The sequence below is a fragment of the Aquipseudomonas ullengensis genome (genome assembly GCF_014174475.1).
Lineage (GTDB): Bacteria > Pseudomonadota > Gammaproteobacteria > Pseudomonadales > Pseudomonadaceae > Aquipseudomonas > Aquipseudomonas ullengensis.
The window spans coordinates 143473-167726 of record NZ_JACJUD010000007.1 but is presented as its reverse complement, the minus strand read 5'-3'; the positions used below and the strand labels follow the sequence as shown (position 1 = coordinate 167726).

The 24254-nt window shown below is 61.2% G+C and carries 21 protein-coding genes; 10 read left to right on the top strand and 11 right to left on the bottom strand.

Translation table 11 applies throughout. The annotated features are described in order from the left end of the window. Positions 1-95: 95 nt before the first annotated feature. Together H3H51_RS19135 and H3H51_RS19130 are read left to right on the top strand one after the other, a co-directional pair. Positions 96-2849, top strand: coding sequence for a hybrid sensor histidine kinase/response regulator (locus tag H3H51_RS19135; protein ID WP_183090671.1), 2754 nt, complete (start codon positions 96-98; stop codon positions 2847-2849). Positions 2850-2878: 29 nt separating this feature from the next. Then, positions 2879-3109, top strand: a complete 231-nt coding sequence (locus tag H3H51_RS19130) for a YheU family protein (protein ID WP_183090670.1) — start codon at positions 2879-2881, stop codon at positions 3107-3109. A gap of 24 nt (positions 3110-3133) precedes the next feature. On the opposite strand, the gene H3H51_RS19125 is transcribed toward H3H51_RS19130, so the two are convergent. The 3 genes from H3H51_RS19125 to H3H51_RS19115 are packed head-to-tail and all read right to left on the bottom strand — an operon-like array spanning position 3134 to position 5154. Then, positions 3134-3466, bottom strand: a complete 333-nt coding sequence (locus tag H3H51_RS19125) for a YnfA family protein (protein ID WP_183090669.1) — start codon at positions 3464-3466, stop codon at positions 3134-3136. 29 nt (positions 3467-3495) lie between these two features. Continuing rightward, positions 3496-3924, bottom strand: coding sequence for a hypothetical protein (locus H3H51_RS19120; protein ID WP_183090668.1), 429 nt, complete (start codon positions 3922-3924; stop codon positions 3496-3498). 60 nt (positions 3925-3984) lie between these two features. After that, a complete protein-coding gene (locus H3H51_RS19115) occupies positions 3985-5154 on the bottom strand; it encodes an MFS transporter (protein WP_183090667.1) in 1170 nt (389 codons plus the stop codon). Between the two features lie 583 nt (positions 5155-5737). Here H3H51_RS19115 and H3H51_RS19110 point away from each other — a divergent pair. Further along, positions 5738-7918, top strand: coding sequence for a hypothetical protein (locus H3H51_RS19110; protein ID WP_235981429.1), 2181 nt, complete (start codon positions 5738-5740; stop codon positions 7916-7918). Between the two features lie 46 nt (positions 7919-7964). Here the strand turns inward: H3H51_RS19110 and H3H51_RS19105 are convergent, their stop codons facing one another. From H3H51_RS19105 to H3H51_RS19090, 4 genes are all read right to left on the bottom strand, one after another. Further along, positions 7965-8741, bottom strand: a complete 777-nt coding sequence (locus H3H51_RS19105; protein ID WP_183090666.1) for a hydroxypyruvate isomerase family protein — start codon at positions 8739-8741, stop codon at positions 7965-7967. Further along, positions 8738-9628 carry an NAD(P)-dependent oxidoreductase gene (locus H3H51_RS19100; protein WP_183090665.1) on the bottom strand — a complete coding sequence of 297 codons (891 nt, stop codon included), beginning with the start codon at positions 9626-9628 and terminating at the stop codon, positions 8738-8740. The genes H3H51_RS19105 and H3H51_RS19100 overlap by 4 nt, the downstream gene beginning before the upstream one ends. Positions 9629-9733: 105 nt before the next feature. After that, the gene (locus H3H51_RS19095) at positions 9734-10093 is read right to left on the bottom strand and encodes a DUF5064 family protein (protein ID WP_183090664.1); all 360 of its coding nucleotides are present in this window, start codon (positions 10091-10093) and stop codon (positions 9734-9736) included. A 70-nt stretch (positions 10094-10163) separates the two neighbouring features. Continuing rightward, positions 10164-10481, bottom strand: a complete 318-nt coding sequence (locus H3H51_RS19090) for a DUF2288 domain-containing protein (protein WP_183090663.1) — start codon at positions 10479-10481, stop codon at positions 10164-10166. Positions 10482-10801: 320 nt separating this feature from the next. Between H3H51_RS19090 and H3H51_RS19085 the strand changes: the two genes are divergently transcribed. The 5 genes from H3H51_RS19085 to H3H51_RS19065 all read left to right on the top strand — a co-directional run bounded on the left by H3H51_RS19085 (position 10802) and on the right by H3H51_RS19065 (position 15695). Next, the gene (locus tag H3H51_RS19085; RefSeq protein WP_183090662.1) at positions 10802-11923 is read left to right on the top strand and encodes a branched-chain amino acid ABC transporter substrate-binding protein; all 1122 of its coding nucleotides are present in this window, start codon (positions 10802-10804) and stop codon (positions 11921-11923) included. A gap of 118 nt (positions 11924-12041) precedes the next feature. Continuing rightward, positions 12042-12965, top strand: a complete 924-nt coding sequence (livH, locus tag H3H51_RS19080) for a high-affinity branched-chain amino acid ABC transporter permease LivH (RefSeq protein ID WP_183090661.1) — start codon at positions 12042-12044, stop codon at positions 12963-12965. Next, positions 12962-14230 (top strand): high-affinity branched-chain amino acid ABC transporter permease LivM, encoded by a 1269-nt coding sequence (locus H3H51_RS19075; protein WP_220791085.1) that lies wholly within the window; start codon positions 12962-12964, stop codon positions 14228-14230. The genes livH and H3H51_RS19075 overlap by 4 nt, the downstream gene beginning before the upstream one ends. Further along, positions 14227-14994, top strand: a complete 768-nt coding sequence (livG, locus tag H3H51_RS19070; protein WP_183090660.1) for a high-affinity branched-chain amino acid ABC transporter ATP-binding protein LivG — start codon at positions 14227-14229, stop codon at positions 14992-14994. The genes H3H51_RS19075 and livG overlap by 4 nt, the downstream gene beginning before the upstream one ends. Continuing rightward, positions 14994-15695, top strand: a complete 702-nt coding sequence (locus tag H3H51_RS19065; RefSeq protein ID WP_183090659.1) for an ABC transporter ATP-binding protein — start codon at positions 14994-14996, stop codon at positions 15693-15695. The genes livG and H3H51_RS19065 overlap by 1 nt, the downstream gene beginning before the upstream one ends. A 182-nt stretch (positions 15696-15877) precedes the next feature. Here the strand turns inward: H3H51_RS19065 and H3H51_RS19060 are convergent, their stop codons facing one another. Both H3H51_RS19060 and H3H51_RS19055 read right to left on the bottom strand, forming a co-directional pair. Then, positions 15878-17140, bottom strand: coding sequence for a type II toxin-antitoxin system HipA family toxin (locus tag H3H51_RS19060; protein ID WP_183090658.1), 1263 nt, complete (start codon positions 17138-17140; stop codon positions 15878-15880). Further along, the gene (locus H3H51_RS19055) at positions 17133-17450 is read right to left on the bottom strand and encodes a helix-turn-helix domain-containing protein (RefSeq protein ID WP_183090792.1); all 318 of its coding nucleotides are present in this window, start codon (positions 17448-17450) and stop codon (positions 17133-17135) included. The genes H3H51_RS19060 and H3H51_RS19055 overlap by 8 nt, the downstream gene beginning before the upstream one ends. 304 nt (positions 17451-17754) lie before the next feature. Between H3H51_RS19055 and H3H51_RS19050 the strand changes: the two genes are divergently transcribed. Beyond that, positions 17755-19452 (top strand): VRR-NUC domain-containing protein, encoded by a 1698-nt coding sequence (locus H3H51_RS19050; RefSeq protein WP_407926522.1) that lies wholly within the window; start codon positions 17755-17757, stop codon positions 19450-19452. Further along, entirely contained in the window at positions 19449-21722 is a 2274-nt protein-coding gene (locus tag H3H51_RS19045) for an ATP-dependent DNA helicase (RefSeq protein WP_183090657.1), read from the top strand. The genes H3H51_RS19050 and H3H51_RS19045 overlap by 4 nt, the downstream gene beginning before the upstream one ends. 475 nt (positions 21723-22197) lie before the next feature. On the opposite strand, the gene H3H51_RS19040 is transcribed toward H3H51_RS19045, so the two are convergent. Together H3H51_RS19040 and leuD are read right to left on the bottom strand one after the other, a co-directional pair. Continuing rightward, entirely contained in the window at positions 22198-23577 is a 1380-nt protein-coding gene (locus H3H51_RS19040) for an MmgE/PrpD family protein (protein ID WP_183090656.1), read from the bottom strand. Between the two features lie 67 nt (positions 23578-23644). After that, positions 23645-24253 (bottom strand): 3-isopropylmalate dehydratase small subunit, encoded by a 609-nt coding sequence (gene leuD, locus H3H51_RS19035; RefSeq protein WP_183090655.1) that lies wholly within the window; start codon positions 24251-24253, stop codon positions 23645-23647. Between the last annotated feature and the right edge of the window lies 1 nt (position 24254).

Here is a 24254-nt window from a genome sequence, read left to right as displayed (position 1 = left end):
GGGTCTGTGCCTGGGGCAACACAGGGGGGCTTGTGGCCCCCTTGGCATACAAGGCACAGTGCAGCTACGGACGTATAAAAACAAAGAGGTAAGCGATGCCTCGCTTTTGTCTGGCCCTGCTGTTGTTGTGGCTTAGCGGGCCGCTCTGGGCGCTGACTCCAGCCCCCCTGGACCGCGAAGAACTGCGCCTGTCTCTGGCGCCCTACACCGGCTATTACCAGGACCGCGACGGTTCCCTGAGTGCCGAGCAGGTCCAGCACCTGCCCGACAGCGACTTCCAGCAGATCAACGGCGACCACGCCAACCTGGGCAAGAACGATTCGGTCTGGTGGTTCAAGACGCGCCTGGTCAACAGCCAGCAACACGTGCTGAACGGCTACCTGGAAATCAACTACGCCCTGCTCGACCAGATCGACGTCTACCTGCAGGACGCCGACGGCAACCTGCAGCATCAGGAAAGCGGCGACCGTTTCGCCTTCGCCCAGCGCCCGGTGCAGGTGCGCCACTTCTGGTTCCCGATGAACCTGCCGCATGGCAGCAACACCCTGCTGATGCGCATCGAATCCACCAGCACCCTGTTCGTGCCGCTGTTCTTCAGCACCTACGGAGCCAGCGCGGCAGCCCAGGAAAACCTCATGGGCATCAACGGCGCCTTCTACGGCGTGCTGTTCGCGATGTTCTGCTACAACCTGTTCCTGTTCATTTCCCTGCGCGAGAAGGCCTACTTCTGGTACCTGGTGTACAACGTCAACATCGGCCTGTTCGCCGCCTGCTTCGACGGCATGCTGTTCAAGCTGCTGCCCGAGCACGTTGCCCTGCAGTCGGTGAGCATCTACATCCTGATGTTCCTGCACTGCCTCACGGCCACCCAGTTCAGCCGCCACTTCCTGCATACCCGCCAGTATTTCCCGCGCCTCGATCGCGGCCTGCGCCTGCTGATGTTGCTGGCCTGCGGCTGCCTGTTGTCCGTCGGGGCCATCGGCCTGCAGGCCTGGAACATCCTCGCCAGCCTGGCCGTGCTGTTCGTCTCGCTGGTCCTGTTGCTGGCCGGCATCTACGTCTGGCGCCGCGGTATTCGCCACGGCTCCTACTACGTGCTGGCCTGGAGCGTGCTGCTGGTGTCGTTCATGCTGGTCACCAGCGGCTCGCTGGGCGTGGAGCTATTCGGCATCTACGGCGCGGAGATCGTCAAGGTTGGTGTCACCATCGAGCTGCTGACCCTGTCCATCGGTTTGGCCGACCGCATCAACCTGCTCAAGGAAGAAGGCTACCGCTCGCGCCAGGCCGCCGAGCAGGCCGAGGTGGAAAGCCTGGCCAAGAGCCGCTTCCTGGCCAAGATGAGCCACGAAATCCGCACGCCGTTGAATGGCGTGCTGGGCATGCTGCAACTGCTGCGCGACACCAGCCTGGACCGCAACCAACGGTTCTATGTCGACACCATCAGCAGCTCCGGCAGCTCGTTGATGGCGGTGATCAACGACATCCTCGATTACGCGCGCATCGAGTCCGGCAAGCTCAGCCTGGAAGAGATCGAATACGACCTCGAACAACTGCTCACCGACACCCTGATCCTGTTCAGCGCCCAGGCCCAGGACAAGCGCCTGCGCCTGTATGTCAGCCTGCAGGCCGGCGTGCCACGACGCATCCAGGGCGACCCGACGCGGCTCAAGCAGGTGCTGATGAACCTGCTGGGCAATGCCCTCAAGTTCACCCAGGAAGGCCATGTGGCGCTGAACATCTGCCGGCGTAGCGACAGCCTGGGCAACGCACACCTGGTGTTCAGCGTCAGCGACAGTGGCATCGGCATCCCCAACGAAACCCTAAGCGAGCTGTTCAAGTCCTTCTCCCAGGGCGACTCCAGCACCACCCGCCGCTACGGCGGCAGCGGCCTGGGCCTGGCCATCAGCAAGGAGCTGGTGGAAATGATGAGCGGCCAGATCGAGGTGCAGAGCACCCTCGGCCAGGGCACCCGTTTCAGCTTCAATATTCCGCTGCGCGCCGGCAGCGACGAGCCAGACGAGCTGGCCAGCCTGACCAGCGGGCGCACCGCCCTGCTCTGCTCGCTGGATGGCGCAGGGCTGGAAGCACTCAGTCACCTGCTCGAGCGCTGGGGCATGCGCACCCAGCGTTGCCAGGACCCCGAGCGCCTGCGCGACTACCTGGAAGACTTCGCGACACCCCCACTCCTGGTGCTAATGACGCCGTGGCCCGGCAGCACCAGCCACTGGCTGGACAGCCTCGGGCCCTTGCTTGACCGCGGCCAGCGCGTGCTCCTGCTGCACCCGCCCGAGCAGACGCCCAACCTGCCCAACGGCCAAGGCCTGCGCCTGCTCAACCTGCCACTGCCGATCGCCATCACCAGCCTGCGCAGCACCCTGCTGGAGCTGTACAGCGAGCGGCGCAACGAAACCCGCGCGGCCGAGCCGGAGCCCAGCAGCAATGGCAGCGCCGTGCCGTGCATTCTGGTTGCCGAAGACAATGTGGTGAACCAACTGGTGGTGCAGGGTTTCCTGAAGAAACGCGGCTACTGCGTGCGCCTGGTGACCAATGGCCTGGCAGCCGTCAACGAATACCAGCGCGACCCGGACTCGATCCAGCTGATCCTGATGGACTGCGAGATGCCGGAAATGGACGGTTTCGAGGCGACCCGGCAGATCCGCAAGCTGGAACACAGCAAGCAACTGGCCAACGTGCCGATCATCGCACTGACCGCGCACATCCTCGATGAGCACCGCAAGATGGGCGCCCAGGCCGGCATGGACGGTTTTCTCGGCAAACCGCTGGATAGCCAGTTGCTGTTCGCCACGCTTGATCGCTTTCTTCTCGATCAGCCCCTGACGAAGGATTAGCATGGGCGCCCCGTTGTAGAGAGCCCGCCATGCTGATCCCCTATCACCTGCTCGAAGCCGACACCCTGGACCGCCTGCTGGAAGATTTCGTTACCCGCGACGGCACCGACAACGGCGACGAAACCCCGCTGGTGACCCGTGTCGAACGCGCCCGTCACGCCCTGCACAAGGGCCAGGCCGTGATCGTCTTCGATGCGGAAAGCCAGCAATGCCAGTTGGCACTGAAAAGTGAGGTGCCACGCGAGTGGCTGGAAGAGTAACCCGCTAGCGCAGCAGCGCGCGGCTCAACGCCAACCGAGCCGTGGGCCGAACAGGATGATGCCGGCCCCGAGCAGGCACAGCCCTGCCCCCAACCAGTCGGTCGTCATCGGCCTGGCCCGCTCGATCAGCCACAGCCACAGCAGCGACGCAACGATATACACCCCGCCATAGGCCGCGTAGGCCCGCCCGGCATAGCTAGCCTCGACACGGGTCAGTAGCAGCGCAAACAGCGTCAGGCTGAGCAGCCCCGGAGCCACCCACCAGGCGCTCTTGCCCAGCCGCAGCCAGGTCCAGAAGGCGTAGCAGCCGGCAATTTCGAACAGCGCGGCAAGAAAAAACCAGAAGTAGTTGAGCATCACGGGCCTCAGGGCCTGGAGTTGATCGATCAGCCGCGCAGGCTGCCTTCACGTTCCCACACGCAGCGCATGCGCAGGTCATCTTCCTGCGGGCTGTGGAAGCCGCTTTCGGACTCCCAGCGAAAGGTGTGCATACCATTCAGCTCGGTTTCCAGGTGCACCACGGCGCTGGCCCAGTACAAGCGCTTGAGCAGCGCCTCGAACTCCTCGACCCAGAGCTTCCACTCGTACTCCACCGCCCGGTAGCTGGCACCGAAGTGAATCACCTGGGTCTGGTACAGGCCCTCGCCATCGGCCGAGCAGAAGGAAAACATCTCGCGCCCGAGGAAAGGCCAGGCCTCGCCCTGGGGTAGTTGGTCAAGCATCCGGCGGTTGGTATCGCGGCGCAGCAGACGCTGCTCGCGATCGCCAGAAGGCCAGTCACGGATGCAGCCATAGACGATGGATTCAGGCTCCACGCGGGTACTCCAGAAAGATCAGGCAGCCTTCTATCACAGGGTTTAGCCGCTGCAAAGGAACTATGCCTTAACTCGCTGCTCGCTTGGTGAACGCAATGCCCAGGCGAGCACGGTCATCAGCAGCGCCAGGCCGATCAGCACCATGAACGGCACCTGATAGCTGCCGGCCAGATCGCGCCCCAAGCCAACCAGAATCGGCGCCAGACAGGCCATACCGTAACCGGCGCAGAGCATCATCGCGGTCCAGCGGCTGACCGCAAGCGGCGTATGCACCTCATACAGCGGCAACACCAGAGACAACGAGAACGAGCCACTCAGCGCCAGCCCCATCAGTACCGCCCAGGTCTCGGGCAGAAACTGCGGCAGGAACGTGATCATGCCTAGGCACACGCTCATGCAGGCCCCACACGCCACCAGCAGCGGCTGGCGAATATCGAAGCGTTGCGCCAGCCAGGGCATCAGCCAGGCACTCGGCAGCCCCACCAGCATGAACAGGCTGAACAGACCGTTGCTGTGCAACAGGCTGAAACCGGCCTCGTGGTAGCGCGCCACCAGCCAGGTGGCCATGGTGTAGAAGAACCCCGCCTGGATGGCGAAGAAGCCGGTCACCAGCCAGGCCCGCGGCTCACGCCAGGGCAGGCCCTGGGCATCACTCTGCGCGGCGTGTTCGGCGCGGTTCGGCAGACGCAGCCAGAACAACAGGGCCAGCAGCGCGGGTAGCGCCCAGGCTGCCAGGCCATGACTCCAGTTATCACCCAGCCCCTGGGTCAGCGGCACGGTCAACACCGCCCCGCCTGCGCCGCCGATGGCCATGCTGAAGGAGTACCAGCCCACCACCTGACCGACATGATCGCGGAAATGCCGCTTGATGAAGCCCGACAGCAACGGCCCGGCCACAGCGATACCGGCACCGAGCAGCACCGCACTGCCAATCAGCAATACGCTGGCCTGGCTGCCCAGACGCAGCAGCAACGCCAGGGTGATCAATGCCAGACACAGGGCAATGGTGCGCTCAAGCCCCAGGCGTACAGCCAGGCGCGGCGCCAATGGCGCCAGCAGGCCCATGCACAGCACGGGCAAAGCAGTCGTCAGGCTGATCAGGCCACGGCTCAGAGCCAGTTCGGTGGCGATTCGCTCGATCAGCGGCGCGAGGGAAGTGATGCCAGGGCGCAAATTGATCGCCGCCAGCACCAAGGCCAGCATCAGCATGGCCTTAGATACGGGTTTCACAGGTCATCCAACAACATCGAGGCCAGGCAGGCCGGGCCTGCAACCCTACTCCCTGGCCCGCCTTCCGGGCAAGGCAAAACACGATAAAGCTGACTGCAAAGACAGTTATTCAGTCCAGCAGAGACTGCTTACAGCGACCCCCACTCCATTAGTCATCCCTCTCAACAAGAAACAGCGGAGAAATGCGACAGATAATCGGCCGACGCGCTTGATGCCTGTTCTTGCCACCGGGAAACCAGCTAAAGTGCAATCAAAGTGCCACCCCAAGGCTGATCGAGCCCTTCCTTTAACTCCCACCTCACAGCATTGATTACGCCCAGCAGCAACCGGGCGTGGAGCCGACGCGTGGGGGATTCAAGGGGATGTTCGACACGCTGCAAACAGCTGTGACCAGGCGGGCAAAATGCGGATGACCAGGCAGGCTAAACAGCCCGATCAAAGGTGATGAAAAAAGCCTGCAACGAGCCGGCTCCCGGCTCGAATAGTGCGAATTCGCTGTATATAGTGCTACTCATGTAACAAAACAGAATTTATTTAGTACGTATCACCGGTCCGTACTCGTTCACCCATTGGAATGTCGACGATGAAAACAACAAAAGACGCAGATTCCACAGTCTCCGAAGCACGTGCCGTAGCCGCTGCTGCTGCCGCAGAGGCCCAGCAAAATCTATTGCCCGCGCTGCCGATCACGGCCATTACGCCGAATGGCGAGCAGTACATGTACTTCACCGAACGCGATATCGATCGCATCCTGGAAAACCTCGACGGCCTGCGCGAGCGCGTGTTTCCCCAGGTGCGCAACGATGACGGCAGTGAGGCGCGCAACACCCAGCCCTTCCCGTCCGTTTGCCTGATCGGCCTCGGCCGCTGCGGCTCGAACATCGCCCTGGATGTCGCCTCGCTGGTGTACAACGCGCGCAAGTTCTACCTCAACGAGTTCAGCAACCAGGAGAAACTGAACAGCGAACAGCGCCCGGCCAGCTGGATCCGCAACAACCTGCGCCTGTCCCCGAGCCGTGCGGCCAAGCCGGTGTTCCTGATCGAGCCGCTGGTGATGCTCGGCGACCTGGACAAGGACATCGAGGGCCGCATCCGCTTCTCGCGCAAGACCGAGACCAGCGGCTTCCTCAACGACTACAGCAAGATGAAGATCATGGACCTCTCCGAAGTCCATGCCGGCGGCGCTGGTAACGCACCGATCCTCGGTCAGTACCTGGCCAAGATCATCCTCAACAAGGACACCCAGCGCTTCACCAACGAAGACTGGAAGTTCATCCACAGCTACCTGATCGACTCCTGCGGGATCAAGGCCAACCAGTCGCGCCTGTACTTCTACATCTTCAGCGCTGGCGGCGGCACCGGATCGGGCATGGCCTCGGAGTTCGGCCTGGCCCAGCAATTCGCCTACATGAGCAAGACGTTCGAGATCAAACCGGAAGTCAGCGGCGACAACCGCGACCACTCGTTCGTCTTCGAGCCGATCTTCACCAGCGGCATCTGCATCCTGCCGAACATCTCCGACCAGCGCATCGAGATGTCCGAAGCCCTGCACATCAACGCCGGCCGCCTGCTGTGCAAGTACCTCTCCGAAGAGTGGGACTTCTCCTACAACTTCGACAGCGAAGAAACCGGCGAAGAAAGCGTGATGCGCCGCATCCGCCCCTGGAACGCGATGATGCTGATATCCAACGACATCATGCGTTACGCCGAGGAAAGCGACGGCGGCAACATCCAGAACATCGACGTGAACGCCATGGAGCGCCACGCCAACCAGTACATCTCGCAGCAGATCTTCAACATCCTCACCGCCCAGGCGGTGACCACCGACTACGACCAGAACTACTTCCGGCGTGCCGGCATCGATATCGGCGAGACCATCCGCCTCGACGCCAACGACCTGTTCATGAGCCTGGCCGGCCCGGTAGCCGTGGCGTATGCGGAATCCGTGGTGGCCGAACAGGCCACGCCACCGACCGACAAGTTCAAGGTATTCGAGAAAGAACAGCCCAAGCTGAACATCGACGACCTGTTCTTCCGCTCCATCGACCTGCCGCACTTCAACAAGGCGACCCAGGCGATCGAAGGCATCAGCCTGCTGCCAATCGAGGCCAAGCGCTACCGCGAAGCCCTCGACCAGTACAAGAAGACCGGCTTCGACGCCAGCGCCCTGAGCGACCTGCACTTCTTCAAGAACTGCTCCTCGGTGGTGTCCATCGTCTCGCTGCCGAAGGACTACAAACTGTCCTACATGGACCTGAACCGGCTCAAGACCCACCTCAACAGCCTGTTCCCCAACACCACGCTGAAGCGCTACGCGCTGGTGATCGGCGCCTCGGCGAACCTGTCGCTGACCACCCTGATCGTCAAGAGCCCGTGCCTGTCGGACGACTTCCTGACCCTGATCGTGGCGTTCATCAAACGCTGCTTCGCCCGCGACCAGTACCGCTACGACGACAGCCTGGACAACGCCATGCTCGACTTCATCGTCTCCGAGGAGTTTGACGAAGAAATGATCGAAGCCATGCTCAACGAGCACGAGAACCCGGCGAAGATCCTCGACACCAACTGGTACGCGATCAAGCCGATGTACGAGAAGAAGTACCGCGAGCTGATCAACGACCAGGACAAGTTCGTCTCGATCAACGACATCCGCCTGTCACGTGAAAGCGTGAAAAAGGCCATCAAGTACCTGCGCGAAATCTACCGCCACCGCGTCGGCAAGACTCGCGTCATCTCGCTCAACGATTACCACGGCAAAGCCTGACCCGCACCGCCCCCATAAAAAGGGCCTGCAATTGCAGGCCCTTTTTTTATCCAGCCAGTTCAGCCAGCCAACCCAGGGTTTCCGTGGTGGGCCGCCCGGGCTTGTACTCCGCAGCCAGCCAGCCCTGGTAGCCAACGCCCCGGAGCTCGCTGAACAGGGCCGAAAAATCCAGAGCCCCGCTACCTGGCGCCCCGCGCCCCGGGCAGTCGGCAAACTGCACATGGCCGATCCGCCCAGCCAGCAGGCCGATACCGGCTTCGATATCCAGCCCCTGCCGCGCCATATGGTAGAGGTCGAACTGCGCCAGGCAGTTAGGGTGGTCGACCGCCCGCAGCAGTTCATCCAGATGCTCAGGCGTATTGATCAGGAAGCCCGGCATATCCAACGGGTTGATCGCCTCGCACAGCACATGAATGCCGAGAAGCTGAAACGCTTCGGCCGCCGTGCGCAAATTGGCCACCAGAGCGGCCAGCGCCTGCTCGCGGCTGACGCCTTCGGCCTGTCGGCCAGCCAGCACATTGACGCAAGCCGGGCGCACCATCGCCGCATAGGTGAGCGCCTGCTGCAGCGCCGTATCGAACTCGGCCTGGCGCGACGGCACTGCCGCCAGGCCCGGGCCGCCGGTCATGAAGTCACCCGCCGGCAGGTTGATCAGCACCAACGGCACGCCCGCACGCGCCAATGCCTCTTTCAGGCGGATCGCCGGCAGGTCGTACGGAAACTGGATTTCCACCCCGTCGAAGCCCGCGGCGGCCGCAGCCAACACGCGTTCAGCCAGCGGCACTTCGGTGAACAACATGGACAGGTTGGCCGCGACCTTCATGCCTGCTCCTCGCGATACTGCTGCACCAGGGTGGCCGGATCATGCTCAAGGTGCCCCTGGCTGGCGTGCAGCCGCATCAACTGCGCGGCCAGACCACTCATGGGCGTGGCGCTGCCCTGCTCGCGGGAAAGCTTGGCGGCGGTATCCAGATCCTTGAGCAAGGTACGCACATGCCACTTGATCGGCTCGAAACGACTCTCAGCCATTTGCGGCGCCAGAATCTGCAGCGGTTTGGAATCGGCAAAGCCACCTGCCAGAGCGGGGGCAATAAGGCTGGCATCGACTCCCGCCTTTTCTGCCAAGGCAACCACTTCGGCAATCACCAGAGCATTGCAGGCAACGATCATCTGGTTGCACACCTTGGTCACTTGCCCAGCGCCCACGTCGCCCATGCGTGTTAGGCGCTGACCAAGATGCGCGAGAATCGGCCGTATGCGCTCGATATCGGCCACCTCGCCGCCGGCCATGATGGCGAGCGTCCCCGCCTCGGCACCCGGCGTGCCGCCGGACACCGGCGCATCCACCCAGCGCATGCCGGTTCGCGCAGCCAGCTCGGCGGCCATCTCCCGGGTTGCCGCCGGCTCGAGACTGGAGAAGTCCACCAGCACCTGACCGGCTCTAGCGCCCTCGACAATGCCACCAGGGCCAAATACCACCTCACGCACCGCCGCAGTGTCAGCCAGGCACAGCATCACTATGTCAGCCTCTCGGCACAACTCAGCGGGACTCGTCACCCGCACGGCACCGCCCTGCTCCAGCGGCAGGCACTTGTCGGCATTACGGTTCCACACATGTAACGAATGCCCCGCAGCCAGCAACCGGCGAGTCATGGGCAGGCCCATCAGGCCAATACCGGCAAATGCCAAGGTAGGAAGGTTGGCGAACATGCGCAACTCCACGGCAATAAAGGCGCCTATCTTAACCGCAGCGTCTTTCGTCGTTGCCGTGAAATGCAAAACCCCGGGACTGGCCCGGGGTTTTGTGGTGAAGGATTACAAACCGTCTTTTTCCAGATGGTCGAAATCCACCGTCTCGCCCGGCTTGGCGCCCAGCTTGTCGCGAATATCCTCGAACATGCGATCGAACTCGGTGTGGCCGCGCATAATCAGGCTGTGGTTGGTCGGCAGGCCATGCTTGGCCGCTGTGCGCGTCGCCACGCTGGCGAAGTTGAACGCGGTGTCACGGTGCAGTTCGAACTCATCCTTGAACGGCTTGCCTGCGACTTGTCCTTCCATGCGGAAGTGCATCATCGGCCCTTCCTTGGGGTCGCGGCGAACCTCGTAATAAAGATCGATGGAAAAATCGATCTGCCCAGGCAGGCTGGCGCGGTGCAGGTGACCCGGCTCGAACATGGTGACTCTCCTTGATTGAATGCAAAAGCTCAGTCTAGACCGTCTCTGCCGAAGATGATCGCGCGCCGTATCAGTGCAGCACCACGTCGCCAGCACGCTCCTGGACCAGTACCCAGGGCGCTACTACCACCGCCCACAGTTTGGGATCGCGGGCCAACAGGTCCTCTGCAATCTCGGCTTCTACCTTGCGCAGCGAACCCGCTGTGAGCCAATTGGCCACTTTGCCCTGGTCGTCTTCAGCCACGGCTTGAGCGACTTCGACCAAATCCAGCTCCGCGCCCACCCACAGCAGCGCACCGCGGGCAAAGAACGGCTGCAGCTCTTGCCAACTGATCGGGGCGGTTTCGCCAAGCAGCTTGGCATAGAGGGTGCTAGGTTGTTCAGTCATGGTTTGCTCTGTATCCAGACACATACGAAGGGAAATGCGGCGTCATGATAGCGCCGCCCCCGACACGGGCAAACCCGCGTACAGTCACGGCTACAAAGACTCATCAGTCACTGAAAAAGCGCGCCGTTATTCTGTACGTTTATTTCAATTAAGCGACACACCCCCTCCATGCCTCCAACTGCCTGCTTTTCAAGCCGCGAAACGGAGTTCTACACTGTGCCGGTACAGTTGCGGGGGTATGGCCGGGGTAACTGATCCGGTCCTGCAGCTTTGGCCGCATGGATTAAAACAACGAAAACACTAATAAAGAGTGGAGCACTATGAACAAGGCTAGCAAGCAAGTTTCCAAGCTGTTCGCCGCCATGGCCCTGGCTGGCGTTGCCAGCTACTCAATGGCTGCTGACACCATCAAGATCGCCCTGGCCGGCCCGGTAACCGGCGCCGTCGCCCAATACGGCGAGATGCAGTTCATCGGCGCCGAAATGGCCATCGAGCAGATCAACAAGGCTGGCGGCGTGAACGGCGCCAAGCTCGAAGGCGTGAAATACGACGACGCCTGTGATCCGAAGCAAGCCGTTGCCGTAGCCAACAAAATCGTCAACGACGAAGTGAAATTCGTGGTTGGCCACCTGTGCTCCAGCTCCACTCAGCCAGCGTCCGACATTTACGAAGACGAAGGCATCCTGATGATTACCGCGGCCTCCACCAGCCCGGACATCACTGCTCGTGGCTACCAACTGGTGTTCCGCACCATCGGCCTCGACAGCCTGCAAGGCCCGACCGCCGGCAACTTCATTGCCGACCACGTCAAGCCGAAAACCGTTGCCGTGATCCACGACAAACAGCAGTACGGTGAAGGCATCGCCACCGCCGTCAAGCAGACCCTGGAAGGCAAAGGCACCAAGGTTGCCCTGTTCGAAGGCATCAACGCCGGCGACAAGGACTTCTCCGCACTGATCGCCAAGCTCAAGCAAGCCAACGTCGACTTCGTCTACTACGGTGGCTACCACCCGGAACTGGGTCTGCTGCTGCGTCAGACCAAAGAGAAAGGCCTGAACATCAAGTTCATGGGCCCTGAAGGCGTCGGCAACAAGGAAATCTCCGCCATCGCCGGTCCGGCTTCCGAAGGTCTGCTGGTAACCCTGCCGAAGTCCTTCGACCAGGATCCGAAAAACCAGGCACTGGTTGACGCCTTCAAGGCCAAGAACCAGGACCCGAGCGGCCCGTTCGTATTCCCGGCTTACGCTGCCGTGCAAGTCATTGCCGAAGGCATCAAGAAAGCCGGCGACACCGACACCGCCAAAGTGGCCGCAGCCCTGCGCGCCAACAGCTTCGAAACCCCGACCGGCAGCCTCGGCTTCGACGACAAGGGTGACCTGAAAGACTTCAGCTTCGTGGTTTACGAGTGGCACCAGGACGGTACCAAGACCGAAGCCAAGTAAGCTTCCTGCCTGAAACCCAGAGCCCACTGCGCGAGCAGTGGGCTTTGTTTTATTGAGTTTTCCGGGTATCCGCCGCGCCACAAGCGCTGCTGTACGCGATGTCCCGAGGAGTTGGGTAATGCCTGATCTCTATCACTACCTGCAACAGCTGATCAACGGCCTGACCGTTGGCAGTACCTATGCCCTGATCGCCATCGGCTACACCATGGTTTACGGCATCATCGGCATGATCAACTTCGCCCACGGCGAGGTGTACATGTTGGGCTCCTATGTAGCCTTCATCGTCATCGCCGGGCTCACCATGCTGGGCCTCGACAGCCTGCCGATCCTGATCATCGGCGCCTTCGCCGCCAGCATCATCGTCGCCAGCGCCTATGGCTACAGCATCGAACGGGTGGCCTACCGACCCTTGCGCGGCAGCAATCGCCTGATCCCGCTGATTTCGGCGATCGGCATGTCGATCTTCCTGCAGAACGAGGTTCTGCTGGCCCAGGACTCCAAAGACAAAGCCATCCCTAACCTGATTCCGGGGAACTTCGTATTCGGGGAGAGCGCCATGAACAGCGTGACGATCTCCTACATGCAAGTGCTGATCTTCATCGTCACCATCCTGGTGATGTACGGCCTGACCCTCTTCATCACCCGCTCCCGCCTCGGCCGCGCCTGCCGCGCCTGTGCGGAAGACATCAAGATGGCCAACCTGCTGGGGATCAACACCAACAACATCATTGCCCTGACCTTCGTCATCGGCGCCACCCTGGCTGCCGTTGCCGCGGTGCTGCTGGGCATGCAATACGGGGTTATCAACCCGCATATCGGCTTCCTCGCCGGGATCAAGGCCTTCACTGCCGCCGTACTCGGCGGGATCGGCAGCATCCCGGGCGCCATGCTCGGTGGCCTGGTGCTCGGTGTGGCCGAAGCCTTCGGTGCAGACCTGTTCGGTGACCAGTACAAGGACGTGGTGGCCTTCGGCCTGCTGGTTCTGGTGCTGCTGTTCCGGCCGACCGGCATCCTGGGCCGCCCGGAGGTTGAAAAAGTATGAGTTCCGCTATTCGCAAAAACCTCAAGACGGCCTTCTTCAGCGCCCTGCTGGTACTGGCCGTGGCCTATCCGGTACTCGGCCTGAAGCTGACCACGGTCGGCATCAAGCTCGAAGTACACGGCGCCAGCGCAGACGTGCTGTGGAGCATCACCATCGCGGCGATCACCATGTTCGTCTGGCAACTGTTCCGCGACCAAATTGGCAGTGCCTGGGCCAGCGCCCCGAAACTGCCGGCGGTGCCGAGCAAGGCGAGCAACTTCCTCACCCTGCCCTCCACCCAGCGCTGGATCATCCTCGCCCTGATCGTGGTCGGCCTGGCCTGGCCGTTCTTCGGCAGCCGCGGCGCGGTGGACATCGCCACGCTGATCCTGATCTACGTGATGCTCGGCCTGGGCCTGAACATCGTGGTCGGCCTGGCGGGCCTGCTCGACCTCGGTTACGTCGGCTTCTACGCCGTCGGCGCCTACAGCTATGCGCTGCTCTCGCACTACTACGGCCTGGGTTTCTGGGTGTGCCTGCCGATCGCCGGCCTGATGGCGGCCTTCTTCGGCTTCATCCTCGGCTTCCCGGTGCTGCGCCTGCGCGGTGATTACCTGGCCATCGTCACTCTCGGCTTCGGCGAGATCATCCGCATCCTGCTGCGCAACATGACCGAGCTAACCGGCGGCCCCAACGGCATCAGCAACATCGACAAACCGACCCTGTTCGGCCTGTCGTTCGAGCGCCGCGCCGCTGAAGGCATGCAGACCTTCCACGAGTTCTTCGGCATCGCCTACAACGGCATCAACAAGGTGATCTTCCTCTACCTGATCGCCCTGCTGCTCGCCCTGCTGGCCCTGTTCGTGATCAACCGCCTGCTGCGCATGCCCATCGGCCGCGCCTGGGAAGCCCTGCGTGAAGACGAGATCGCCTGCCGCGCACTGGGTATGAACCCCACCGTGATCAAGCTCTCCGCCTTCACCCTCGGCGCCTGCTTCGCCGGTTTCGCCGGCAGCTTCTTCGCCGCGCGTCAGGGCCTGGTTACCCCGGAATCCTTCACCTTCATCGAGTCAGCCATCATCCTCGCCATCGTCGTCCTCGGCGGCATGGGTTCGCAGCTGGGCATCATCCTCGCCGCCGTAGTGATGATCCTGCTGCCGGAGCTGATGCGTGAGTTCAGCGAGTACCGCATGCTGTTCTTCGGTGCCCTGATGGTTCTGATGATGATCTGGCGCCCGCAAGGCCTGTTGCCCATGCAGCGTCCGCACCTGGAGTTGAAACCATGAGCCGCCCGATTCTTGAAGTCAGCGGGCTGACCATGCGCTTCGGCGGCCTGCTGGCCGTCAACAATGTCGCCCTGTCGGTCCAGCCCAAGCAGGTCGTGTCGATGATTGGCCCCAACGGCGCCGGCAAGACCACCGTGTTCAACTGCCTGACCGGTTTCTATCAGCCAACTGGCGGGGTCATCCTGCTCGACGACGAGCCGGTGCAGAACCTGCCCGGCCACCTGATCGCCCGCAAAGGCGTGGTGCGCACCTTCCAGAACGTTCGCCTGTTCAAGGAAATGACCGCGGTAGAAAACCTGCTGGTCGCCCAGCACCGCCACCTCAACACCAACTTCATCGCTGGCTTGCTAAAAACACCGGCCTTCCGCCGCAGCGAAAAAGCCGCCATGGAATACGCCGCGCACTGGCTGGAACAGGTCAACCTGACCGACGTCGCCAACCGCCCTGCCGGCACCCTCGCCTACGGCCAGCAACGTCGCCTGGAAATCGCCCGCTGCATGATGACGCGTCCGCGCATCCTCATGCTCGACGAGCCTGCGGCCGGCCTCAACCCGCGCGAGACCGAAGACCTCAAGGCGTTGATCGCCCTGCTGCGCGACAAGCATGACGTGACCGTGCTGCTGATCGAACACGACATGAAACTGGTCATGAGCATTTCCGACCACATCTACGTGATCAACCAGGGAACCCCCCTGGCGGACGGCACACCGGAGCAGATCCGCAACAACCCGGACGTGATCAAAGCCTACCTGGGGGAAGCGTAATGCTCAGTTTCAACAACGTCTCCACCTTCTACGGCAAGATCCAGGCGCTGCACGATGTCAGCATCGAAGTGCAGCAAGGTGAAATCGTCACCCTGATCGGCGCCAACGGCGCCGGCAAGTCGACCCTGCTGATGACCCTGTGCGGCTCGCCGCGCGCAGCCAGCGGCAGCATCCGCTACATGGGCGAGGAACTGGTCGGCCAGGAATCCTGCGACATCATGCGCAAGAGCATCGCCGTCGTGCCGGAAGGCCGTCGCGTGTTCGCCCGCCTGACCGTCGAAGAAAACCTGGCCATGGGCGGCTTCTTCACCGAAAAAGCCGACTATCAGGAGCAGATGGACAAGGTCCTGCACCTGTTCCCGCGCCTCAAGGAACGCTTCGAACAGCGCGCCGGCACCATGTCTGGCGGCGAACAGCAGATGCTCGCTATCGGCCGCGCGCTGATGAGCAAGCCCAAGCTGCTGCTGCTCGACGAACCCTCCCTGGGCCTGGCACCGATCATCATCCAGCAGATCTTCGACATCATCGAACAACTGCGCCGCGATGGCGTGACCGTGTTCCTGGTCGAGCAAAACGCCAACCAGGCGCTCAAGCTAGCCGACCGCGCCTACGTTCTGGAGAACGGCCACATCGTCATGCAAGGCACCGGCGAAGCCCTCCTGACCGACCCCAAAGTACGCGACGCGTATCTCGGCGGCTAAGCTTGCCGAGCCACATAAAAAACCGCCCTATGGGGCGGTTTTTTTATTGATCACAAAAGTGAAAACGCAGAGGCAGACAGTGGAGACGTTATCGTCGATCTCCTCCCGGAAACACTGGAGAGCTGTGGCTGGAGAGCCCTCAACTCAAAACCGCCTCCGGATACAGTACGTTCTGGCGAGATTTAACTTAGTCCCGCGATGTTCGCATCAATACGCGCCTGAATCGTTCGCAAGGTGTCCCGGGTTATACCACTGGAGAACTGACGCCTAGCACTCTCCGCAAAACCGCTGGCTATAGTGCAGATCCGCTCAATGATTTCGGCAGCGTTCTTAGCAGAGATATCTGCCTCTTCAATTGCAAGCCTGAGCAGATGCTTGCGCGTGATGCGAAGAGCCTCGCCCATCACGTCCATCTGGTGATATCCACCAGGTCCTTCGCAGAAGGTCACGTCATAAGCCGGAGCTAGCCTCCATTGGCCGCTCGAAGACATGAGATAGGCAAAATTCTTGGGGTGATCGTCTCGGTTGTTAAACACCACGTTGAACACGATCCGCTCGAAAGCGATCGCCTTCTCCCGCACGTCATTGCAGCAGAACTGGGTCGCCCGTAGGAAATTGGTGTAATCCAGCGCACCGGCGGCACGGAAGTCCGCGCCGGTAAAAGCAGCGAGGCTTTGCATAGGGACACGCATACCCTCTTGCCGATCGAATCTCCGGGTGGCGAAGGCAGCCTGCCCATTCGGCAACTCAAAGTATTCAGTATCCGGGGTTTCAATAGCGCATTCGCGCAGGCACTGCGCGTAGACGGCTTCGATGGCGCATACCTCAGGATGCTCACGCGCCGCGGGGAATTTGACCAACCAGGCTTCCAGGCCAGGTGCAGCCGCCGTGCTGAAGCGGCCGTGCGCAAGATCGCGATAGAGCAATGCTTTCGGTCGCGCGCCGTGTGGTGAACCGCCCATTAGCAGCAATTGCTGCAGGAACTCACCACCCTCACCTTTGAGCACGTCCTGGACTTCCGCAGCCAACTTCTCAAGGGCAATCTCTCCGGGCGATGCGGACAGTTCCGGCGCCACAGGTTCGAACGACATTGCCCCCATGGCATGGGGACCGATGTAAGCCAGACGCTCCAAAGGACCGATGTGTGCTGGGTTGAGACCACGGCGCTTGAACAGGCGATCCATCAGTAGCATGCCCCAACCGTCAGGCAACGAGTCATAGACCGGCCCGGGTAACCACAGCTGATGAGCGGGAAACTCCTTGCGCAGCCTTGGCCCATTCAGGGGCAGCCGCAGGGCCGACAGCTCCAACCCCCGCGCCAATGCCTCTTCGCTGTACTCAAAGGCAATAAGCGGGCGCCCGGTGAGCGCGGTCGAGGACACGAGCGAACCCCAGCGCCAATGCTCCCCCCATCCGTCGTAGTAGACGTCGACTCGCTTAGGCATTGTCGGACTTCCTTTTGACACGCTGACGCTGAGCGCCCTGCTCATAACGGAGAATGTCGTCAAGGCTGTCCAGTCGCGGCATGAACAACTGCTCCAGTTCGTTAAGACGCCCCAATACCATGGCCACCCGAATCACGCTGTCGAATGCCACGCTGCGCCCCGCCTCTAGATTGGACAGAGTGCCAACCCCGATGCCAGCACGGGCAGCCACTTCGGCCTGTGTCATCTGCTGGGACAGACGCTCCTGGCGCAGTCGAGCACAGAGCAGCTTGACGACTTCATCCGGCTTGATAATGCCTAAATTCATCATATTGGGCTTTAAACCATAAATTCGCATTTAACATCTAGAATTATAGAGTTAAATAAAGCCATGGATAGGAACGTAACCTCATAAATCCACGGTTTACTCGCAGATACCACTAGATAACATTCAAAATTCTGGATTTATCCTGTAAGCCAAGCTCCTACTGATAGAGATATCGTTCAGCAGTTAGCGCGCGACGGCCCACAGGAGTCATTGGCATCACTGAATTGCCCCGAGTTTTCTAGACGAACCCAATTGGCCTCTGCTTCCAACTGCTCATTGCACTGAGAATGGCTACAACCTCTGACAGTTGATCGCCCCGGCCTCAAAGCGGACAATCCTGTACAAGAATACAGTGATTGCCGCTATGCACACCCTGCTTCCTTCCGAGTTCTACTACCTCAACAACTTCCGCACCGCGCTCGCCTGGGTGGGCGAGCGTTATGCCGATTTGCTGACTACGGAGGAGCTGACCTTCATCAGCAATTTCGAGGCGGTGGAGTGGCGAGCGCAGGCACTCTTGGTGCGCATGATCATGCGCCGGGGCTGCCATTTTCGCCTGAGCAAACTCGACTATCCCGAGATCGGCGATTGTAAGGATGCTGCTCTCCCCTTGCTTGAACACGACTGGGTCAGCGAGCAGGCGCCGCTCACTGCGGTGGAAGTTGCCGAGCTGTTACGCAAAGACGAGCTGCTGGCCCATCTGCCACTGCTGGATCGGCGCAGCTCGCAGAAGAAGACCGAGTTACTGGAGCAGCTGCTGACTCAGGATTTACCTGCACAACCCTTCACAGCCTGGTGCCCGGCCCTGAATGATCAACTACTGAGCCTGAAAGTCGATGAGTTGTGCAACCGCCTGCGCCTGATGTTTTTCGGCAATCTGGCTCAGGACTGGTCCGAGTTCGTGCTGGCAGACCTGGGCATCTATCGGTACGAGTCGGTGGACATCAGCCCGGAGTCTCGTGGTTTTCGATGTCGACAGGATCTAGAGGACTACCTGTACTTGCGCGAACTGCGGATTCGCTTCGAGGAAGGTGAGGCAGCGGAAGCTGTACTGCCGCCGCTGTTGAGCTTCTCCTCTGACAATCCGTATCTGAGCAGTCGCCAATCAAAGCAGCTGTTCCACATTGCCCAGCACCTGGAGAAGTGCGGCGAGTTTGAGCAGGCGCTGGCCGTTTATCAACGCAGCGAATACACCCAGGCCCGCTGGCGGCAGATTCGTGTACTGGAGCAACTGGGCCGCGATGCTGACGCCCATGAGCAGGCATTGGCATTCAGCGCATTGCCCAAAAGTGATGAAGAAAGTCAGCGGCTCGAGCGCGCCCTGTCCCGCCTGCAGCGCAAGTTGGGCTTACCAGTGGCGAAGCGGCTAAAGGCAGTCGAACCATCATGTATCGCGCTGACCTTGCCCGTGCCTGGGCATGGCAGCGTAGAGGTCGCCGTGCGCGATCACTTCAGTACAGAACAAGCTCCCGTGCACTACGTGGAGAACACTCTGCTGTGCAGTTTGTTCGGCTTATTGTGCTGGGACGCGATTTTCGCGCCATTACCCGGCGCCTTTTTCCATCCATTCCACAGTGGCCCAGTGGATCTCTACAGTGCGGACTTCTACGCCCGCCGCCAGGCGTTATTCGATGAGTGCCTGGCTCGTTTGCAGCAGCCCGACTACCCACAACTGATCCTGCAGCGCTACCGCGAGAAGGTCGGCACCCAGTCACCCTTCGTGTTCTGGACGTTGCTCGATGAACCGCTCCTGGAGATGGCGCTGCACTGCATTCCGGCGCAGCACCTGCAGACCTGTTTTGCCCGTCTGCTCCTGGACATCAAAGCCAACCGCGCCGGCATGCCCGACCTGATCCAGTTCTTCCCGGCCGAACGACGCTATCGGATGATCGAGGTGAAAGGCCCTGGCGACCGCCTGCAGGACAACCAGAAGCGCTGGCTGGCGTTTGCCGCCGAGCATGGCATTCCGGTCGAGGTCTGTTACGTGAACTGGGACGCGGCATGACCTACGCAGTGGCGGTACGTGCCCTCTGCGAATTCACCGCCAAGGAGGGCGATCTCGATCTGCGTTTCACACCCTCACCTACGGCTCAGGAAGGCATCGCCGGCCACCAGACCGTGGTGGGCCGCCGCGGTTCTGACTACCTCGCCGAACTGCCACTGAGCGGCAGCTACCCCGGACTGTTGGTCAGTGGTCGCGCCGACGGCTATGACCCAGAGCGCAATCGTCTCGAAGAAATCAAAACCCATCGGGGCGATATCAGCCGCATCCCGGCTAACCACCGAGCCCTGCACTGGGCGCAGGTGAAGGTCTATGGCTGGTTGCTCTGCCAGCAGTTGGATCTGCAGGAGGTGGAGCTGGCCGTCGTTTACTTCAACGTGCTCACCCACACCGAGAATGCCTTCATCGAAGTGATGAGTGCCGCCGATCTGCAGCAGTTTTTCGAGCGGCAGTGTCAGCGCTTTCTGGTCTGGGCGCAGCAGGAAGAAGCCCATCGCAAAATACGCGATACCTACTTGGATACGCTGCGCTTTCCCTACCCCGATTTTCGCCGTGGGCAACGCCAGTTGGCCGAAGCGGTGTATCGCAGCGCCCGTGATGGCCATACCCTCATGGCACAGGCCACGACCGGTATTGGCAAGACGCTGGGCACCCTCTTCCCTCAGCTCAAGGCCATGCCGGGCCAGCAACTGGATCGGCTGTTTTTTCTCACGGCCAAGACGCCCGGTCGGCGCCTGGCGCTGGACGCCCTGCACAGTCTGCGCAAAGGAAACGATGCCATCCCGCTTCGCGTGTTGGAGCATGTCGCCCGCGACAAAGCCTGCGAGCACCCCGACAAGAGCTGCCACGGCGAGTCCTGCCCGCTGGCCAAGGGTTTCTACAACCGTTTGCCTGCAGCCCGCGAGGCAGCGCTGCGGCAGAGCTGGCTGACCCAGGAGCAGGTGCGCAGCATTGCCCTCGCTCATCAGGTATGCCCCTACTACCTGAGCCAGGAGCTGTGCCGCTGGGTCGATGTGGTGGTCTGCGATTACAACTACTACTTCGACATGGGCGCCCTGCTCTACGGCCTCGCCCAGGTCAACGAATGGCGCGTGGCCGTGCTGGTCGACGAAGCCCACAACCTGGTCGAACGCGCGCGGGGCATGTACACCGCCGAACTCGATCAAGAAGAGTTTCATGAGCTGTGCCGGATCACACCCCCAGGTCTGCGCAGCGTGCTGCAGCGCGTCAGCCGGCATTGGGAGCAACTCAACCAGGTGCAGCACGCCGACTACCAGATCCATCCCGTCGTGCCGGACCTGCTTGTGGCGGCGCTGCAGCGAGCCGTCAGCGCCATCACCGATCACCTGACGGACTACCCCAGCGGCCAAGATCGTCTGCTGCTGCAGTTCTATCTGAATGCCATGCTGTTCTGCCGGCTGAGCGAGGCTTATGGGCCGCACTCGCTGTTCGATGTCACCCGCCAGGACACCCAGGCCATTGGTGAACACTCCACGTTGTGCCTGCGCAACATCGTGCCGGCGCCCTTTCTCGCCAGCCGCTTCAGCGACGCCCACACCACCACCCTGTTCTCCGCGACGCTGCGACCGGCCCGGTACTACCAGGATCTGCTGGGGCTGCCTGAGGAAACCCAATGGATCGATGTGGAGTCGCCCTTCTTAGCCGAGCAGCTGGCCGTGCGCGTGGTGCGCAACCTGTCGACCCGCTACCAGCACCGCGAGTCCAGCCTTGCCCCGATCTGCCGGCTGATGGCCGAGCAGTACCGCAGCGCCCCGGGCAACTACCTGGCCTTCTTCAGCAGCTATGCCTACCTGCAGCAGGTGCGTGAACTGTTCATGACGTTGTATCCAGAGATTCCGAGCAGCGTGCAGACACGCAGCATGAATGAAGGTGAGCGCCAGGCCTTTCTCGACAGCTTCACGATCCACTCCGAGGGCATCGGTTTTGCTGTGCTGGGTGGAGCGTTTGGTGAAGGGATCGACCTGCCCGGCAAGCGTCTGATCGGCGCCTTCATTGCCACCCTCGGCCTGCCACAGATCAACGCGATCAACGAAGAAGTCAAAGCGCGCATGCAGCAGATGTTCGGCGAGGAGAATGGCTACGACTACGCCTATCTCTATCCCGGCATGCAGAAGGTAGTGCAGGCGGCAGGACGAGTCATTCGCACCACTTCCGATCACGGCGTGGTCTATCTGCTGGATGACCGCTTTGGACAGAGCAAGGTCAAGGACCTGCTACCGGGATGGTGGAAGGTGGATCCGTACCGGCTATGACTACTCGACCAGTACTCGGCTCTTGGCCAGGGAAAAATCTCCGCCAACAACACAAACGCTTACGCCGCCACAAACCCCGCCTCGAAGAACACCACAGCGCCACGTACCAGTAGATAAATCTGTATCAGCAGGATCACCAGGTTGAATATGGTGCCAAGCATTCGATCACCTGATCCAAGGCAGCGTTGAATCAGGTCGGTTCACCGCCGTAGGCCAGGCGAGCCAAGCCCACCATCAACAATAAAAGACCCATCACGACGACATATTCAGTCAGCGAGTTCAGCAGGATCATGGCAGCCTCCGATGATTGCGATGTGCTGACCTTAGGCCTCCCTTACCCTCAGAGGCGATACGTAAACTTTTCGTCCGTAAACAATCCAGACACATGCGTAGCCAAACAGACGCTCCTCTCTTGCGGGCTCTAAAAATCACTAGGTGAGGAACCGGCTGCTTATGGCATGGACGTAACCCGCAGCTATATCAGCAGCGTGGACATTGCCCTAAATAGCGGCGCATAACTCGTCTGACGCTCAAGGCCTGAGATGAACGCCAGTACCTCGTTCTGGGCAGCACAGCTGATATGCGGCTGCGCCATCTTGCAGAACTTGCGCTCGAAGTCGGCATCGCTCATCGGTGTTTCAAGCGAGCCGGGCCCGCTGATCATTTCGCTACTGAGCTCCTCGCCCGATATCAGCGTCACGGTCACCCGGTTCGCCAGATACCTGGGGAAGAGCTTCGTCAGCCCAGGATCCTCACTCACCGTCGTGCATTTCATCAGTGCGATCGCACGCGGGTCGGCGATCTGCTCTTCCGAATAGGACGCCAGCGTGATGTCACCATCCAGTAACGCGCGAGCCACGTTGTAGGGCAGGCTGTGATCTGCCGTTTCCCGTGTGCGAGGACGCCATTTTTCGGGGGAGTCAGCCAGCACACGGCGGTTGAATTCCGAGGTTTCGATGTGGATGGCTTCCACCGTGCTCAGGTCGGCGATGCGCTCCCTGAGGTCAATTCCCGCCCACACCGCAGTGTGTAGCTCACCATTGGTGGGGAAGGTCTTGGTCAGTGATTTGAGGATGGCGAAGCGACCATTGTCGGCGCTGCCGAAGCTATCCACGTCAAGCTCGAACTCACCCGTGACCTGCTTGAACAATCCCATCTCGCCCTCGAATACCGGCGATGGGCCGGTCATGCCGTGGCGCGCCAGGTTTGCCGCAAAGATCGCATTGCGCGCCGCGTTGGCAGCCGAGCAACCTTTCCAGTCCGAGAGCGCCCCGGAGCGCACTTGGCGCATAGCCAGATGCGCGCTGAGGGCAATGTTGATCGCCTGTTCGGTGCGCGCCTCGTCCAGCTTTAGCAGCCGGGAAGCGGCCGCCGCCATGGCGACGTTGATGTAGTTCACGTGGTCCCAGCCGCGTTTGTTGAGGCTGGCCGCATCCTGCAGTCGCATCTGGATTTCGTAGGCGACGACGATGGCCGCGATCAGCTCTCGACCACTCGCCCCTTCAGCCTCTGCTAGCGCCAGGCAGCCGGGAATGTTGTCGCTTGGATGGCCCGGCTCGAGCCCCATGTAGCCATCGTTGTAATCCAGAAAACGAACCATGGTGCCGTTGGCGAAGGCGGCCAGCTCTGGAGTCGTCCGTAGCCCGGTGCCAAACACGCTCGACGCTGGCTGTGGGGTCTGCGCTGCCAGCGCGATGGCGGCCTTGACGGGCCCCGCCTCATTGGCCCCGAGGGCACAGGCCAGGCTATCGAGAAAGCGGCGACGAACGCAGGACACCACCTGTTCGGGTATCTCATCCGCCACTAGTTCGCAGGCGTAACGTGCGAGGCGCCTGGCCAGGGTCAATTTGCTCATACGAGCTCCTCTCTTTTTTGTCATGGCGGTACGCCCCGCTCGCGGGACCGTACGGGTGGGTCGACACTCAGGCCAACCAGGGATTGGCGCGCAGGTGCCCAGCTTCGAACTTGCGTATCTGGGCTGTGCGTTGCAGGGTGCTGCCAATGGCGTCCAATCCCAGCAACAGGGCTTCCTTGCGCAATGGCTCGATCTCAAAACCGATGCAGCTGCCATCGCTCAGGCGAATCTGCTGTCGCTCCAGGTCGACACCTATTTGTGCACTGTCAGGCTGGCTTACTGCACGTCCGACCTGCTGCAACTCGCTGTCGTCGAGCTGGATCAGCAACACGCCGTTGCGCTGGCAGTTGTCGAAGAAGATGCCGGCGAAGCTGGTGCCGATGAGCGCACGAAACCCCAGCTGCTTGAGCCCCCATACCGCATGCTCGCGGCTGGAACCGCAGCCAAAGTTCGGCCCCACGACCAGGAAGCTCGCCTGGTTCCAGGGAGCCTGGTTGAGTACAAACTCAGGGTTGGGCGCCCCGCCCTCCAGAAAGCGCAGGTCAAAGAACAAACCACGATCCAAGCCGCTGCGATCAATACCCTTGAGGAACTGCTTGGGCATGATCACATCGGTGTCCACGTGGGCGGCCAGCATGGGAGCGGCGATGCCGCTGATAGTAGTGAACGGCTGCATA

Bases quoted from the DNA above. Each gene is read 5' to 3' on its own strand.
- H3H51_RS19105 (WP_183090666.1), bottom strand. From the start codon at position 8,741: ATGAAGGTCGCGGCCAACCTGTCCATGTTGTTCACCGAAGTGCCGCTG.
- H3H51_RS19045 (WP_183090657.1), top strand. From the start codon at position 19,449: ATGACCTACGCAGTGGCGGTACGTGCCCTCTGCGAATTCACCGCCAAG.
- H3H51_RS19095 (WP_183090664.1), bottom strand. From the start codon at position 10,093: ATGTTCGAGCCGGGTCACCTGCACCGCGCCAGCCTGCCTGGGCAGATC.
- H3H51_RS19085 (WP_183090662.1), top strand. From the start codon at position 10,802: ATGAACAAGGCTAGCAAGCAAGTTTCCAAGCTGTTCGCCGCCATGGCC.
- H3H51_RS19065 (WP_183090659.1), top strand. From the start codon at position 14,994: ATGCTCAGTTTCAACAACGTCTCCACCTTCTACGGCAAGATCCAGGCG.
- H3H51_RS19135 (WP_183090671.1), top strand. From the start codon at position 96: ATGCCTCGCTTTTGTCTGGCCCTGCTGTTGTTGTGGCTTAGCGGGCCG.
- leuD (WP_183090655.1), bottom strand. From the start codon at position 24,253: ATGCAGCCGTTCACTACTATCAGCGGCATCGCCGCTCCCATGCTGGCC.
- H3H51_RS19060 (WP_183090658.1), bottom strand. From the start codon at position 17,140: ATGCCTAAGCGAGTCGACGTCTACTACGACGGATGGGGGGAGCATTGG.
- livH (WP_183090661.1), top strand. From the start codon at position 12,042: ATGCCTGATCTCTATCACTACCTGCAACAGCTGATCAACGGCCTGACC.
- livG (WP_183090660.1), top strand. From the start codon at position 14,227: ATGAGCCGCCCGATTCTTGAAGTCAGCGGGCTGACCATGCGCTTCGGC.
- H3H51_RS19110 (WP_235981429.1), top strand. From the start codon at position 5,738: ATGAAAACAACAAAAGACGCAGATTCCACAGTCTCCGAAGCACGTGCC.
- H3H51_RS19075 (WP_220791085.1), top strand. From the start codon at position 12,962: ATGAGTTCCGCTATTCGCAAAAACCTCAAGACGGCCTTCTTCAGCGCC.
- H3H51_RS19040 (WP_183090656.1), bottom strand. From the start codon at position 23,577: ATGAGCAAATTGACCCTGGCCAGGCGCCTCGCACGTTACGCCTGCGAA.
- H3H51_RS19130 (WP_183090670.1), top strand. From the start codon at position 2,879: ATGCTGATCCCCTATCACCTGCTCGAAGCCGACACCCTGGACCGCCTG.
- H3H51_RS19090 (WP_183090663.1), bottom strand. From the start codon at position 10,481: ATGACTGAACAACCTAGCACCCTCTATGCCAAGCTGCTTGGCGAAACC.
- H3H51_RS19055 (WP_183090792.1), bottom strand. From the start codon at position 17,450: ATGATGAATTTAGGCATTATCAAGCCGGATGAAGTCGTCAAGCTGCTC.
- H3H51_RS19125 (WP_183090669.1), bottom strand. From the start codon at position 3,466: ATGCTCAACTACTTCTGGTTTTTTCTTGCCGCGCTGTTCGAAATTGCC.
- H3H51_RS19100 (WP_183090665.1), bottom strand. From the start codon at position 9,628: ATGTTCGCCAACCTTCCTACCTTGGCATTTGCCGGTATTGGCCTGATG.